Origin of the sequence: Mesorhizobium sp. YM1C-6-2 (genome assembly GCF_003666685.1) — a bacterium.
Lineage (GTDB): Bacteria > Pseudomonadota > Alphaproteobacteria > Rhizobiales > Rhizobiaceae > Mesorhizobium_K.
Window position 1 is genome coordinate 84,171 of record NZ_RCIZ01000009.1, and the last position, 13,756, is coordinate 97,926.

13 protein-coding genes are annotated in these 13,756 nt (G+C 64.6%); 9 read left to right on the forward strand and 4 right to left on the reverse strand.

Features of this window, described 5'->3' with window-relative positions; all coding sequences use genetic code 11:
- Window positions 1-35: 35 nt before the first annotated feature.
- Complete coding sequence (locus tag D8676_RS20315) at window positions 36-1,436, forward strand: L-serine ammonia-lyase (RefSeq protein WP_121583030.1); 1,401 nt, start codon at window positions 36-38, stop codon at window positions 1,434-1,436.
- 47 nt (window positions 1,437-1,483) lie between these two features.
- On the opposite strand, the gene D8676_RS20320 is transcribed toward D8676_RS20315, so the two are convergent.
- The gene (locus tag D8676_RS20320) at window positions 1,484-3,673 is read right to left on the reverse strand and encodes a SulP family inorganic anion transporter (protein ID WP_121582917.1); all 2,190 of its coding nucleotides are present in this window, start codon (window positions 3,671-3,673) and stop codon (window positions 1,484-1,486) included.
- 190 nt (window positions 3,674-3,863) lie between these two features.
- On the opposite strand from D8676_RS20320, the gene D8676_RS20325 reads away from it, so the two are divergent.
- The 4 genes from D8676_RS20325 to D8676_RS20340 are packed head-to-tail and all read left to right on the forward strand — an operon-like array spanning window position 3,864 to window position 6,246.
- A complete protein-coding gene (locus D8676_RS20325) occupies window positions 3,864-4,301 on the forward strand; it encodes a DUF1489 family protein (RefSeq protein WP_121582918.1) in 438 nt (145 codons plus the stop codon).
- A gap of 24 nt (window positions 4,302-4,325) precedes the next feature.
- Window positions 4,326-4,751, forward strand: a complete 426-nt coding sequence (locus D8676_RS20330) for a hypothetical protein (protein WP_147448230.1) — start codon at window positions 4,326-4,328, stop codon at window positions 4,749-4,751.
- Between the two features lie 56 nt (window positions 4,752-4,807).
- On the forward strand, window positions 4,808-5,554 hold the full coding sequence (locus D8676_RS20335; protein WP_121582920.1) for a VWA domain-containing protein: 747 nt from the start codon (window positions 4,808-4,810) through the stop codon (window positions 5,552-5,554).
- Complete coding sequence (locus D8676_RS20340; RefSeq protein ID WP_121582921.1) at window positions 5,551-6,246, forward strand: DnaJ domain-containing protein; 696 nt, start codon at window positions 5,551-5,553, stop codon at window positions 6,244-6,246. Before D8676_RS20335 ends, D8676_RS20340 begins: the two co-directional genes overlap by 4 nt.
- A gap of 45 nt (window positions 6,247-6,291) precedes the next feature.
- On the opposite strand, the gene D8676_RS20345 is transcribed toward D8676_RS20340, so the two are convergent.
- Window positions 6,292-7,653 carry a D-alanyl-D-alanine carboxypeptidase family protein gene (locus tag D8676_RS20345; protein WP_245426956.1) on the reverse strand — a complete coding sequence of 454 codons (1,362 nt, stop codon included), beginning with the start codon at window positions 7,651-7,653 and terminating at the stop codon, window positions 6,292-6,294.
- A gap of 268 nt (window positions 7,654-7,921) precedes the next feature.
- On the opposite strand from D8676_RS20345, the gene D8676_RS20350 reads away from it, so the two are divergent.
- From D8676_RS20350 to clpA, 3 genes are all read left to right on the forward strand, one after another.
- Window positions 7,922-8,251: a phasin family protein gene (locus D8676_RS20350; protein ID WP_121583031.1), complete on the forward strand. Its 330-nt coding sequence runs from the start codon at window positions 7,922-7,924 to the stop codon at window positions 8,249-8,251.
- 248 nt (window positions 8,252-8,499) lie between these two features.
- Complete coding sequence (clpS, locus tag D8676_RS20355) at window positions 8,500-8,841, forward strand: ATP-dependent Clp protease adapter ClpS (protein WP_245427008.1); 342 nt, start codon at window positions 8,500-8,502, stop codon at window positions 8,839-8,841.
- Between the two features lie 11 nt (window positions 8,842-8,852).
- Window positions 8,853-11,306 carry an ATP-dependent Clp protease ATP-binding subunit ClpA gene (clpA, locus tag D8676_RS20360; protein ID WP_121582923.1) on the forward strand — a complete coding sequence of 818 codons (2,454 nt, stop codon included), beginning with the start codon at window positions 8,853-8,855 and terminating at the stop codon, window positions 11,304-11,306.
- Window positions 11,307-11,326: 20 nt separating this feature from the next.
- Here clpA and D8676_RS20365 read toward each other — a convergent pair whose 3' ends face one another.
- A complete protein-coding gene (locus D8676_RS20365; RefSeq protein ID WP_121582924.1) occupies window positions 11,327-11,848 on the reverse strand; it encodes an Lrp/AsnC family transcriptional regulator in 522 nt (173 codons plus the stop codon).
- Between the two features lie 108 nt (window positions 11,849-11,956).
- Between D8676_RS20365 and D8676_RS20370 the strand changes: the two genes are divergently transcribed.
- Window positions 11,957-12,826, forward strand: a complete 870-nt coding sequence (locus D8676_RS20370) for an EamA family transporter (RefSeq protein WP_121582925.1) — start codon at window positions 11,957-11,959, stop codon at window positions 12,824-12,826.
- Here D8676_RS20370 and D8676_RS20375 read toward each other — a convergent pair.
- Window positions 12,810-13,634: an adenylate/guanylate cyclase domain-containing protein gene (locus D8676_RS20375; RefSeq protein WP_121582926.1), complete on the reverse strand. Its 825-nt coding sequence runs from the start codon at window positions 13,632-13,634 to the stop codon at window positions 12,810-12,812. The genes D8676_RS20370 and D8676_RS20375 overlap by 17 nt on opposite strands.
- Window positions 13,635-13,756: the final 122 nt, after the last annotated feature.

Sequence of the window (13,756 nt, forward strand, 5' to 3'; positions counted from 1 at the left end):
AGACAGCGCAGTCGGTCAGCGCAGGGAGCCAGTCCTTGTTCCTTTCGGTATTCGATCTCTTCAAGATCGGCATCGGTCCGTCCAGTTCGCACACGATGGGGCCGATGACGGCGGCGCGGCGCTTTCTCGACGAGATTGCCGGAAACGACTGGCCTCGCCCGGCGGGCGCAAAGGTCGACCGCATCTTCGTCAGCCTACACGGCTCGCTCGCCTATACCGGCGTCGGCCACGGCACGGACCGCGCGGTGATCCTCGGCCTTGCCGGAGAGACGCCGCAGACGGTCGATCCGGACAAGGCCGACGGCATTGTCGCGGGGATCGCGGCGGCGAAGCGGATCTCGCCGTCGGGCCATCCAGACTACCGCTTCGATCCAGCGAAGGATCTGCTGCTCGACAAGAAGACGCCCTTGCTCGGCCACGCCAACGGCATGGCTTTCTCGGCCTATGATGCGGACGACCGGCTGCTCCTGAAACGCATCTACTATTCGATCGGCGGCGGCTTCGTCGTGTCGGAGGAGGAATTGCAGCGGCTGAAGTCCAAGGGGCCGGACAAGTCCTCGACGCGCGTGCCCCATCCCTTCAGGAACGCCGCCGAGATGCTGGCGATGGCGAAGAAAAGCGGCCTTTCGATCGCCGAAATGAAGCGCGCCAACGAGGAAGTCCACATGGCGCGCGAGAAGCTCGACGAGGGGCTGGATGCGATCTGGGGCGCCATGCTCGGCTGCATCGAGCGCGGCCTGTCGCAGGACGGCATCATGCCGGGCGGACTGAAGGTGAAGCGCCGCGCGCGGGCGCTGCATGACAAGCTGAACGAGGACTGGCGCACCAACCGCCCGAACCCGCTGCTCGCCAATGACTGGCTGTCGATCTACGCGATGGCCGTCAACGAGGAGAACGCGGCCGGCGGCCGCGTCGTCACCGCGCCGACCAACGGCGCGGCCGGCACGCTGCCCGCCGTGCTGCGCTACTGGCTGCATTTCCACCCGGAAGCCGACCAGGAAAGCATTCGCGACTTCCTGCTGACGGCGGCGGCGGTCGGCGGCATCATCAAGACAAACGCCTCGATCTCCGGCGCCGAGGTGGGCTGCCAGGGCGAGGTGGGCTCGGCCTCGGCGATGGCGGCGGCGGGCCTCTGCGCCGTCATGGGCGGCACCCCGGAGCAGGTCGAGAACGCAGCCGAGATCGCGCTGGAGCATCATCTCGGCATGACCTGCGACCCCGTCGGAGGTCTCGTCCAGGTGCCCTGCATCGAGCGCAATGCGCTGGGCGCGGTGAAGGCCGTGACCGCCGCCTCGCTCGCCATCAAGGGCGACGGCACGCATTTCGTGCCGCTCGACGCGGCGATCGAGACGATGCGCCAGACCGGCCTCGACATGAGCGAGAAATACAAGGAAACCAGCCTCGGCGGGCTGGCGGTCAACGTCGTGGAGTGCTGAGCACTACCAGTTTTTGCACGTCCTGAGGCAAACCTGTTGGAATTGCCTCAGCGCTCGCCGCGCTTGATCGTCTGGTTCGCCACGCTGAGCTTCTCGCAGAGGTTGGTCGCGAGCAGGCGGTGTGCGAGCAGGGCCAGCTCCGGGTCATCCGTCTCCAGCCGCGCCAGGTCGTCAGCGCCCAGCCGGAATATCTCCGAGGCCTTTTCCACGATCACGTCCGCCGTTCGTTCCTGCCTCATGTAGAGGCCGATCTCGCCGACGAAGGAGCCATCCGTCATCGTGCGAAGACGCAGCTTCCGTCCATTCGGGAATGTCACCTGTACGCGGACCCGGCCGTGCGCGATGAAGAAAAGATCATCCGCCCTATCGCCCGCCGTGATGATCCTGTCGCCAACCTCGACCGGCACCCTGGTCATCAGCGACAGGAGATCGCCCATCCTGGGGTGCGGGCCGGCCAATGCGTTGAAGTGGCCGAGGAGTCCCGTCTCGCTGTCGTCCTCCTGCTCGCAGAGGATGGCCTCCTCGGCATGCTCCAGCGCATGGTCGATGTCGGTTTCCAGCGTCATTGTCCCGTCGTCGCCAAACCGGATACTCGCCAGTTCGAGGATCTTGCGGACGTCGTCCGGCACGTGGGTCAGGAACACCTTGACCGCGTGGTCTTCGCTCAGCCGGCGTATCTTGAGGAAGCCGCTCGTGGCGGCGGAATCCAGACCGGTGACATGGCGGAAATCCAGGACGAGAAAACGCAGCGGCATGCGTTGGGTATCCGCCAGCCTGCGCTGCACGTATTTCACCATGCCGTCGGCCGAGCCGAAGAAGAGATATCCCTGGAGCTGGATGATCTCGATCGCTTCGCCATGCCGGCCGAGGAAGCGCGTGGCCGAGGCGGAACGGTCGACTGAGCTGCGGTATTCGATGCCGTTTGCGCTGACGCGCACGATGGGCAGCCGGGCGTAGTTGAAGACGAAGACTGCGATCGAGACCAGAAGGCCGACCGCAAGCCCTTCCAGGAACCCGAGCAGCACGATGCAGGCGAGGATGAAGAGCACGATCAGCCATTCGCCGAGCGGCAGCTCGCGGCGTGTGGCGATCAGCCATTCCTTGAGCAGGCCAATGCCCATGAAAAGCACGAAGCCGGCAGCGAGGAAGACGGGTATCTGGAAAATGAACGAACCGGCGGCGACGAGCCCGACCATCATGGCAATCGCCGTCGCTATGCCCGCACCGCGTCCGTGAACGCCGGTGCGCTCGGCCAGGATGGTCATGCCAAGCCCGACATAACCCGAGGGGCCGCCGACGATGCCCGAGAGAAGGTTGGCGATGCCGGTGGATTTCAGCTCGGAATTGACGTCGATGTCGCGCCGGACGGCCAACTCCAGCCCGCCGAGATTGAGCAGCAGCCCGACCATGCTGACGGCGGCCACGGCAATGATGGTCGGGGCAGCAAGGAACACCGCCTGCCAGTCGACCCGGCCGAGCATGTCGAGGGTCGGGAATTCAACGCCGCCATGCGCGGTCAATGGCGGGAAATACCCGAACGAACGGGCCTCTTCGATCGACATGCCAGAGAGAGCAAGGACGAGGAAGAACGCGACCGCCGCAGCGACCATGACCACCGCGATCGTCGCCGGATGCCTGAGCCAATCGATGGCAAGCTGGAGGCTGATCGCGAAAAGGATGGCCGGAACGATGAGAAGCGCCGTTGCCGGCTGGCTGGCGCGTTCGATCATCTCCAGGTTGATGTGGCTGCCGGTCATCATGACGGCCGCCCCGTCGACGAGCAGCCATCCCGATCCGGCGAGAAAGCCCGCGACGACAGGATAGGGCAGGAACCGTGCGAGCCCGCCGAGTTTCAGCCGGCCGGTGATCCAGAAGAGAGCCCCAGTCGCCAGCGTGGAAACGCCAAGAACAGCCACGGCGGTGGCGACCCTGACTTCGGCGGGTCCGGCGAGCGGTGCGGTGGCGCCGATGATCGCAGCGGCCAGAATGGCGACCGAGCTTTCCTGTACCAGGGCGACGGAATTGGAAAGCGTGCTTCGCAGCGCGACAACCAATGCGAGGATGGCACCGCCGACGAGCACGATGCCGACGCCGACGCCCAGTCCGGCTGACAGTGGTCCGGCGAAAAGCAGCGCGGCTATGGCCAGCGAGGCCGCGATATTGTCGACCCCTGCCAGCAAGCCGATCGTGGCCGCAGGGAGCCAAGACCGGCCACGCGGCTGCGCCAGAACTGTCATCTGCTCCCCCTCCGGAAGGAGGCGACGTTAGAGCATTTCCAATCGCGGCGGGAGCCGTCGCCAAAAGATAATCTTTCAAATCAATTAGATGTGGCTAATTTTCATATTCGAACATGACGTGAGGCCTCTACGCCTGTGCATAACGCGGCTTTCGATTGAACCGCGGCTGTGCCGTCGCTAAATCTTCTGCATGTCCCTGAACATCCTAAAGCTCTGCGTCGGCTGCGAGAGCGTCGAAGATCTGGAAGAATGGATCGCGGAGAAGCTCGAGCAGCGCCGCCGCGCCGGCGAGCCGGTGGAGCATTGGCACACGACGCGCATGGTGCCGACGCGCGCAGCCGAGATCACGGATGGCGGGTCGCTCTACTGGGTCATCAAGGGCAGCGTGCAGTGCCGCCAGCGCCTGCTGGAAGTCAGGCCGTTCGTCGACGACGAGGGCATCTCGCGCTGCCGCCTGATGCTCGATCCCGTCGTGGTGCGGACCGAATGGCAGCCACGCCGCGCCTTCCAGGGCTGGCGCTACCTGAAGCAGAACGAGGCGCCCGCCGACCTTGGCAAGGGCCGCAAGGGCATCGCCGAGATGCCGCCGAAGCTGAGGCAGGAATTGGCGGAGTTAGGACTTCTGTAAGGCGACGTGCGAGTAGGGGGCATCGTGGTCTCAGTGCTGAATGCAGTCTTCCTGGTTCTTGCGGTCTTGGCCTACGTCGCCGGTAACTATGCCTTTTTCGTAGGGTCGACGGCAGTTATATTTGCAAGTTTGTCCTTAGCTTTGATCGCTGGAAGGCTACCGTTGCGAATGGCTTATTCCCTCACTTGGGATGTCAGGGATAGGTTGGCGTTGGAAGCGGAGATCGAGCGCGACAAGGCTTTGCCGTTTATTCCGAGACTTACAAAGAACTATTGCCGTTGGATGGTTGAACTTTGCTACACAGCCATGGCCGTGCTCGCAATTCCGGTGTATGGGCAGGAATATTGGAAATATGTATTCACGATAATGGCAGGTTCTGTCTTCATGATTTCTGCAGACGCCTTCAGATCATGGCTGCAGATTAGAGAACGGCGCAAGGGCACTATATAGGTCGCGTAACCCTTGCCGGGCTTGCAAGCTGCGCGGCGTCGTCACATCTTTTGCCCATGAGTAAGGACAAAGCGCCTCTGCCGGCCAAGAGCGCCATGAAAGCGCCGGAGAAGCGGTCGTCATCCGGCGAGATCGACGCCTTCCTGCGTCAGGCGAAGGCGGTCGCGGCCACGCGCACGGCGGGTGGACGCCTGATCCTCGCGCTCGACGCCACGATGAGCCGCCAGCCGACCTGGGACATGGCCTGCGCGCTGCAGGCGGAGATGTTCGACGCTGTCGGCCAGACAGGAGGCAAGGCGGGCGCACTCGGCGTGCAACTCGTCTATTTCCGCGGTCTCGGTGAATGCCAGGCGTCGAAGTTCGTCGGCGACACGGATGCGCTGAAGCGGCTGATGACGAGCATCTCCTGCCGAGGCGGCAATACGCAGATCGGCAAGGTGCTCAGCCATGCGCTGAAGGAGACTGCGGCGAGCAAGGTCGATGCGCTGGTCTATATCGGCGACGCCATGGAGGAACAACTCGACGAACTCGCTGCCAAGGCCGGCAATCTGGGTCTGCGCGGCGTGCCGGTCTTCGTCTTCCAGGAGGGCAGGGACCCCATCGCGGAAAGGGCTTTCAAGGAGATCGCGCGGCTGTCCAGGGGCGCCTGGTTCCGCTTCGACCGCAATTCCGCCGCGACGCTGGCAAAACTGCTGTCGGCAGTCGCGGTGTTTGCCACGGGCGGGCTGAAGGCGCTCGAGGCGCGAGGCCGCCCGGAGGACCGGCTGATGATCGAGAGCATGCGGAGCGGCAAGACGGGATGAGCGTGGTGCTTGGCATCCTTGCCGTGTTGCTGGTGGCGGTCGGCCTGGTCGCCGCGTTCCTGCGCGTCGATGCTTCGCAGCTTGCCGCAAGCTTGCGCCTCGCCGGGCCGGCGGTGCTTGCCATTGCCGGCGCGCTTCTCACCGTCACCGGACGCGCAGCCATCGGCGGCATGCTGCTGTCGGGCGCCTTCGCCTGGTACGGGCTCGGCCGGGCGAAGGGGCGGGTGGCGAAGCCGCGAGGCCAGCGCTCGACGGTCAGGACGGCTGCCCTGGAGATGGAGCTCGACCACGATACCGGCGCGCTGGAAGGCATGGTCCTTGCCGGGCGCCATGAGCAGAAAATGCTCTCCGGCATGACGCTGAAGCAGTTGAAGGAGCTTTATGACGATCTCGCCGGCGACGGTGAGAGCCGGCAGCTCCTAGAGACGTATCTTGACGGCCGGTTCCCCGCTTGGCGCGACAACGCTAAGCCGGATGGTGACGACCGGCATGGTGTTGCGCCAGGTTCTGGCCCCATGACTAAGGAGGAGGCCTACAAGGTCCTTGGTCTTGAAGCGGGAGCCACCTCTGCGGATATCCGCAAGGCGCACCGCCGCCTGATGCAGCGCCTGCACCCCGACCTCGGAGGGACCTCTTTCCTGGCGGCGCGGATCAACGAAGCCAAGGACGTCCTGCTCTCCAATCACGGGTAATTCTCCTTTTACACGGTACATTCCGGAGTTCCTCGATCGCGCCGTCTACTGCTCGACGGCGTAGCACTCGATCTTCTTCCTCTTCAGCGCCTTGCAGGCGTCCCAGGCGTCGCCCTTGTTCTGGAAGCCGCCGAAGCGGGCGCGGTAGTAGGTGACGCCGCCCTTCTCGAAGGTCATGGTGTAGGGCGACGCATCGGCGAGCGCATCGCCGGCCTGTCTGGTGGTCCTGGTCAGGAAGGCGCGCGCCTCGACCTCGCTCGGCGAGGAGGCGACCTGGATCGACCAGCCCGACTTCGGCACGGCGGCGGTGCTGATCGGGTCGATGTCGGCCATGCGGGCCGGGATCGGCGCCGCGTAGGCCTGTTCGACGAGATCCGGCTCGGCATCGCCCTGCTCGACAACCTCGGCCTCTTCGGTATCGGCGAAGGCGGTCAGTTCTTCTTCAGGGCGCGGCTTCGGCCGCGGCGCTTCCTTGGCGCCGGGCAGCAGGGCGGTCAGCGCACGGATCGGGGAATTGGAGGCAGCGCCCGCCTTGGCGACGAGATCGCCGCTGCCACGACGGGTCGAGGCCTTGGGCAGCCAGGTGCGGATCAGCTCGGCCATGTGGTTGTCTCGCGACTTCCCGGTCTGCCCGCCCAGGACGACGGCGACGATGCGGCGATTGCCGTCCGACACGGAGGAAGCGAGGTTGAAGCCGGAAGCGCGGGTGTAGCCGGTCTTGATGCCGTCGACGCCCTTGATGCGACCGAGCAGCCGGTTGTGGTTGGCGAGCCGCTGCTTGCCGTAGGTGAAGGAGCGGGTGGAGAAATAGTCGTAATATTGCGGGAAGTGCTCGTGCAGCGCGATGCCCAGCGTCGCCATGTCGCGGGCGGTGGTGTGCTGCGCGGGGTTAGGCAGGCCGTGGGCGTTGCGGAAAATGGTGCCCGTCATGCCGAGCTGCCGCGCCTTGGCAGTCATCATGCGGGCGAAGCCTGCTTCGGAGCCGCCGAGCAGTTCGGCAAGCGCGGTGGCCGAGTCGTTGGCGGACTTCGTCACCAGCGAAAGGATCGCCGTCTCGACGGTGATCGAACCGCCGGCCTTGACGCCGAGCTTGGTCGGCGGCTCGGCGGCGGCGTTCTTGGAGAAGCGCACCTTGCTCGACGTCTTCAGCCTACCGCTCTCCAGCGCCTCGAAGGTCAGGTAGAGCGTCATCATCTTGGTCAGCGACGCGGGGTAGCGGGCGGCGTCGGCGCTCGACGAGAACAGCGTCTTGCCGGTGTTGGCGTCGACCACGATGGCCGCATATTTCGAATTGGCCTGCGCCGACGGCACCGTCGCACTGGTGATACCCAATGCAGCCAAAGCGGCGAGCGTCAGTTTGCAGGAAGAAATGGTCCGGCGAGCGATGCCAGTCAGCAATTGACGCACTGTTACACCCTTTGAGGTCGCACGTTGCAAGGGGAGAGACGGCAAAGGCCCGTCTCGCATTCGGGCGACAGTAGCGGGGTCAGCGTTACCAATCCGTTTATGGTAACCGGATCGTTCATACTTTTGTCCGGCTTTGAGACGGATTTTCCGAAAATCAAAGCGGTGCAAAGCCGCTCGACTCCGGGCCGCGGGCCGATCGTTTGACTTGTTGTGCGGTGCACAATAGATTTTTCGAAGGGCGGTTCAGACGCACCGAAAGGAAATGCAGATGACGCAGGCATTCGACGACGCCGGTAAATACGGCAGGGACTTCCTCGAGTCCGGTTTCGAGAGCATCGCCGCGGTGACCCGCGACGCGCAGGCCATTTCCGGCGAGGCGTCGAACTACGCCAAGCAGGTCTTCGAGACGGGCACGGCGGCGGCCGAGAAGCTGCTTTCTGCGAAATCGATCGAGAAGGTGATCGAGATCCAGACCGCCTATGCGAAAGAGGCCTATGAAGGCTTCATCGCCGAAAGCAGCAGGATGAGCCAGCTCTATGCTGACCTGGCGAAGGATGCCTGCAGGCCGTTCGAGTCGCTGGTCGCCAAGGCGAAATAGCTTCCCTGCGCGGCAAGTTGCCGGCGTCCGCATCGCAGTCCGATGCGGCGGACGGGTGCTTGCCGCCCGCCGGACGCCGGAAGGCGTTCACGATTGCATGAATCCCGCCCGCGTCGGAGGCAGCCATATTGTCACCAAGACAGAAGGGCTTAAAATCGTCACTCGGAGCACTACATAGCGCTGTCGGGTGTAGCATTGAAATGAGGACTGACCGGGTGAAGATCGGCGGGGCGGCCATCGCAAAAAGCATGACACGCATGCAGGATGGCGAAGACGACCGCGGCGGCGGAACGAACCGTGGCACCGCGGTCATAACGCGGACCAGGCCGAAGACCAAGAAGCCCAGCCTCTATAGGGTCCTGATCCTCAACGACGACTACACGCCGATGGAATTCGTGGTCCACGTGCTGGAGCGTTTCTTCCAGAAGGACCGCGAGGCAGCGACCCGCATCATGCTCCACGTTCACAACCACGGAGTGGGCGAATGCGGGGTCTATACATTCGAAGTCGCCGAGACCAAAGTGTCCCAGGTCATGGACTTCGCCCGTCAGAATCAGCATCCGCTGCAATGCGTGATGGAGAAGAAGTGAGGACTTTGTAGATGCCGGCTTTCTCCCAAGGCCTGGAAAAGGCGCTCCATCAGGCGCTCACTCTCGCCAACGAACGCCACCACGAATACGCGACGCTCGAGCACCTGCTGCTCGCGCTGATCGACGACGCAGAGGCCGCCGCCGTGATGCGCGCCTGCAACGTCGACCTCGACGAACTCAAACACACCGTCCTCACCTATATCGACACCGAGCTCGACAATCTGGTCACCGGCTACGATGAGGACTCCAAGCCCACCGCCGGCTTCCAGCGCGTCATCCAGCGCGCGGTCATCCATGTGCAGTCGTCGGGCCGCGAGGAAGTGTCCGGCGCCAACGTGCTCGTCGCCATCTTCGCCGAGCGCGAAAGCCACGCCGCATATTTCCTGCAGGAACAGCAGATGACCCGCTACGACGCGGTCAACTACATCAGCCACGGCATCGCCAAGCGGCCGGGCGCCAACGAGGCGCGCACCCCGCGCGGCGCCGAGGAAGAGCAGCGCGGCGGCGCCGCCGAGCAGGGCGAGGACGGCAAGAAGAAGCAGCAGGACGCGCTGACGGCCTATTGCATCGACCTCAACAAGAAGGCGCGCGCCGGCAAGATCGATCCGCTGATCGGCCGCAGCTCGGAGATCGGCCGCACCATCCAGGTGCTCTGCCGCCGTTCGAAGAACAACCCGCTCTATGTCGGCGATCCCGGCGTCGGCAAGACGGCCATCGCCGAGGGGCTGGCCAAGCGCATCGTCGAAGGCGACGTGCCGGAAGTGCTGCAGGATGCCACGATCTTTGCGCTCGACATGGGCACGCTGCTCGCCGGCACCCGCTACCGCGGCGACTTCGAGGAGCGGCTGAAGCAGGTCGTCAAGGAACTCGAGGAGTATCCGGGCGCGATCCTGTTCATCGACGAAATCCACACGGTGATCGGCGCCGGCGCCACCTCGGGCGGGGCGATGGACGCGTCCAACCTGCTGAAGCCGGCTTTGTCGTCGGGCGCGATCCGTTGCATCGGCTCGACCACCTACAAGGAGTTCCGCCAGTTCTTCGAGAAGGACCGGGCGCTCGTGCGGCGCTTCCAGAAGATCGACGTCAACGAACCGACGGTCGACGACGCCATCGCCATCATGAAGGGCCTCAAGCCCTATTATGAGGAGTTCCACAAGGTGAAGTACACCAACGACGCCATCAAGGCGGCGGTGGAGCTGTCGGCGCGCTACATCAATGACCGCAAGCTGCCGGACAAGGCGATCGATGTGATCGACGAGACCGGGGCGTCGCAGATGCTGCTCCCCGAGGGCAAGCGCAAGAAGACGATCGGCATCAAGGAGATCGAGGCGACGATCGCCACCATGGCGCGCATCCCGCCGAAGACCGTCTCGGCAGACGACGAGATCGTGCTGGCCGGCCTCGAGGTCGAGCTGCAGCGCGTCGTCTACGGCCAGGACACGGCAATCACCGCGCTCACTTCGGCGATCAAGCTGGCGCGGGCCGGCCTGCGCGAACCCGAGAAGCCGATCGGCTGCTACCTGTTCTCCGGCCCGACCGGCGTCGGCAAGACCGAGGTGGCGAAGCAGCTTGCGGCGTCACTCGGCGTCGAGCTGCTGCGCTTCGACATGTCGGAATACATGGAGCGCCATACGGTCAGCCGCCTGATCGGCGCACCTCCCGGCTATGTCGGCTTCGACCAGGGCGGGCTGCTGACCGACGGCGTCGACCAGCATCCGCACTGCGTGCTGCTGCTCGATGAGGTCGAGAAGGCGCATCCGGACCTCTTCAACATCCTGTTGCAGGTCATGGACCACGGCAAGCTGACGGACCACAACGGCAAGCAGATCGACTTCCGCAACGTGATCCTGATCATGACCACCAATGCCGGCGCGTCCGACATGCAGAAGGCCGCGATCGGCTTCGGCTCCACCAAGCGCGAGGGCGACGACGTGGAGGCGATCAACCGCCTGTTCACGCCGGAATTCCGCAACCGGCTCGACGCGATCATCCCGTTCTCGTCGCTGCCGGTGCCGGTGGTGCACCAGGTCGTACAGAAGTTCGTCATGCAGCTCGAGGCACAGCTCTCCGAGCGCGGCGTCACCTTCGACCTGTCGCCGGAGGCGATCGCCTGGCTTGCCGACAAGGGCTATGACGAGCGCATGGGCGCGCGTCCGCTCGGCCGCGTCATCCAGGAGCACATCAAGAAGCCGCTGGCGGACGAGGTGCTGTTCGGCAAGCTGAAGAAGGGCGGCACGGTTCGCGTCACGGTCGAGAACGACGCGGACGGCAAGGCCGGCCTCAAGCTGGAGACGATCGCCGACGAGCTGCGCGTCAAGCCGAAGAAGGAGGATCCTTCCGGGGAAGAGGCGAAGATCGCGCCGAAGAAGGCGAAGAAGCCCGCCGCGAAGGCCAAGCCGGCTGCCAAGTCTCCGGACGCGACGAACAAGCGCAGCCTGGTGCCGCAACTGCCGCGCAAGAGCTGACGGCAGCGAGGCCAGAGAAATCAGAAAGCCCCGGTCCGCCGGGGCTTTTTTGTGCCTGTATCTCCGGGTTCCTCAGGCTCCCCAAAAGCCGGCAGGCGCCGCCTGACGGGTGACGACTGGATGATAGAGGTGTTGGTCATCGCGAAAGGGATGATCCTGTCGATCACCTTCTCCAGATGCTCCATCGAGCGCACATGCGCCTTGGCGATGAAGCAGTCATCGCCGGTGATCCGGTCGCATTCGACGACTTCCGGCAGGCCCCGTAGGATCTCGGTGACGCGCGAGAGTTCGCCGGGCAGCGGCCGCACGCGCAGCCAGGCGGCGATCGGCAGGCCGATCCCGGAGGCGTTGAGCCTCACCGTGTAGCCGTCGATCACGCCGTTTTCCTCGAGCCGCCGGATGCGCTCGGAAACGCTGGGTCCCGACAGTCCGACCAGCCTGGCGATGTCGGCGACGCTGGTCCGCGCGTCCTCGGCGAGAGTCTTGATGATGCGCGCGTCGACTGCATCGAGAGGGCCGTCTTCATATCGAAGGCGTTTCATCCTCGTTGCCTCTGTTTCGTTTGAAGCAAGGAGAGTACGCCTTTCCAAACTCATGGGAAACGCCAATTCCGCCTCGCAGAATATGATCTTGCGAGGAGCAAATGCCGCATGCTTGTGCTCGACAAAGCCGCCGCAAAAGCGCCGCCGCATCTCTGGTTCGCGGTGAGCGCGGTCTTCCACTATCTCGGCCCGGCCTTCGCGGTGCTGCTTTTCCCGGCGGTCGGCCTGCTCGGGGTTGCCTGGATGCGCATCGCGTCCGCCGCGCTGATCTTCGCCCCGTTCACGCGTCCGCTGCACACCATCAAGGCCGCCGACCGCCGCACACGCATGCTGCTGGTCGCGCTCGGCCTTACGCTGGCAGCGATGAACGTGTCGTTCTATCTGGCGCTCGACCGCCTGCCGATGAGCCTGGTCGCCGCCATGGAGTTCGTCAGCACGATCCTGATCGCGCTCTATGGGCTGCGCAGCGGGCGCAATTTTCTGGCGCTGGCGCTGGCGGCCGCCGGCGTATTCGTCCTCATCGGCTTCGGCTGGTCGTCGGACCTCGTCGGCCTGGGGTTCTCCCTGCTGAACGCGGGCCTGTTCGGCGTCTACATCGTGCTCGGCCACAAGGCGGCGGAAGGCGGGGCCGGCAAGGGCGTCGAGACACTGGGCGCGGCGATGGCGGTCGCTTTCGTCGCGGCTTTCCCGCTGGGCATCTCGGAGGTGATCGGCGTGCTGTCGTCGCCCGAGCTCATCCTTGCCGGTATCGGCGTCGGCATCTGCTCGTCGGTCATCCCCTATGTCTCCGACCAGCTGGCTATGTCGCGCCTGCCGCGTGCGAGCTTCGCGCTGATGCTGGCGCTGCTTCCGGCGATGGCGACCGCGATCGGCGCGCTCGTGCTGCTGCAGATCCCCTCGCTCCGGGATCTCGCCGGCATCGCCCTGGTGATGGGCGGAGTGGCGCTGCACCGGCAGCCGTCTACCCCCGGCCGCTGAAGCCCCTCACGACCAGGAAGAACGCAAACGGGATCGACGGGTAGACGAACCAGATGTGGGAAAATCCATTCGTCAGCAGATTGATCATGGCGAACATCAGGATCATGAAGATCGAGGCGCGCACGGCGCGCGGCGACTGCCGTCCGAACCATGCCCCCCATCTGCCGAGCCTGGTGGCGGGCCGGCCGGTTGGCCTCGGCGGTGCTGACGCGACAGGCCCGCGGAGCGCGCCGGCAGGCTTGCCGGCCTCCGTCCCAGCCTTGCCGGCTTCGAGCCGGTCGCCCGGCATGCGCACGCGATAGGCGGCGATCGGCTCGTCCTGCTCCTTGACCTTCTGCTCGCCGGCGAAATCGTAGCCAAGGGCCAGATGGCGGTTGGTCAGATTGAACACCGTCTCAGACACCATGATGCCGCCCGGATCGGCGAGCGATTCAAGCCGTGCCGCGACGTTGACGCCATCGCCATAGAGATCGCCGCCGTCCTGCATGACATCGCCGAGATTGATGCCGATGCGGAACCACATCTGCTTGTTTTCGGGCAGGTCGCGGTTCTCGGCGCCGATGGCATCCTGGATCTCGACGGCGCAGCGGACCGCTTCGACCACCGACGAGAACTCGGCAATGACCGCATCGCCCCAGGTATTGACCTTGCGGCCCTCATGGCGCTCGAACAACTCGCCCATGATGGAGCGGTAGCGCCGCAGCCTCGCCAGCGTCTCGGCCTCGTCGCCAGCCATCAGCGCCGAATAGCTCTGCACGTCGGCGCAGAAGATGGTCGTCAGCTTGCGCTTCATCTTGTCGACTGCCATGGCTCAGGCGCTCGCGTTGACGATCATCCGCTGAAAGAGATGGCGAATCCGGGCACGGATGGCAATGCGGCCCGAGCCGCCAATCCTACGTCGATCAACGTAAAGCAGAATCGACAGGCGCG

Bases quoted from the DNA above. Each gene is read 5' to 3' on its own strand.
- D8676_RS20320 (WP_121582917.1), bottom strand. From the start codon at position 3,673: ATGACAGTTCTGGCGCAGCCGCGTGGCCGGTCTTGGCTCCCTGCGGCC.
- D8676_RS20325 (WP_121582918.1), top strand. From the start codon at position 3,864: ATGTCCCTGAACATCCTAAAGCTCTGCGTCGGCTGCGAGAGCGTCGAA.
- D8676_RS20335 (WP_121582920.1), top strand. From the start codon at position 4,808: ATGAGTAAGGACAAAGCGCCTCTGCCGGCCAAGAGCGCCATGAAAGCG.
- D8676_RS20340 (WP_121582921.1), top strand. From the start codon at position 5,551: ATGAGCGTGGTGCTTGGCATCCTTGCCGTGTTGCTGGTGGCGGTCGGC.
- D8676_RS20350 (WP_121583031.1), top strand. From the start codon at position 7,922: ATGACGCAGGCATTCGACGACGCCGGTAAATACGGCAGGGACTTCCTC.
- clpS (WP_245427008.1), top strand. From the start codon at position 8,500: ATGACACGCATGCAGGATGGCGAAGACGACCGCGGCGGCGGAACGAAC.
- clpA (WP_121582923.1), top strand. From the start codon at position 8,853: ATGCCGGCTTTCTCCCAAGGCCTGGAAAAGGCGCTCCATCAGGCGCTC.
- D8676_RS20365 (WP_121582924.1), bottom strand. From the start codon at position 11,848: ATGAAACGCCTTCGATATGAAGACGGCCCTCTCGATGCAGTCGACGCG.
- D8676_RS20370 (WP_121582925.1), top strand. From the start codon at position 11,957: ATGCTTGTGCTCGACAAAGCCGCCGCAAAAGCGCCGCCGCATCTCTGG.
- D8676_RS20375 (WP_121582926.1), bottom strand. From the start codon at position 13,634: ATGGCAGTCGACAAGATGAAGCGCAAGCTGACGACCATCTTCTGCGCC.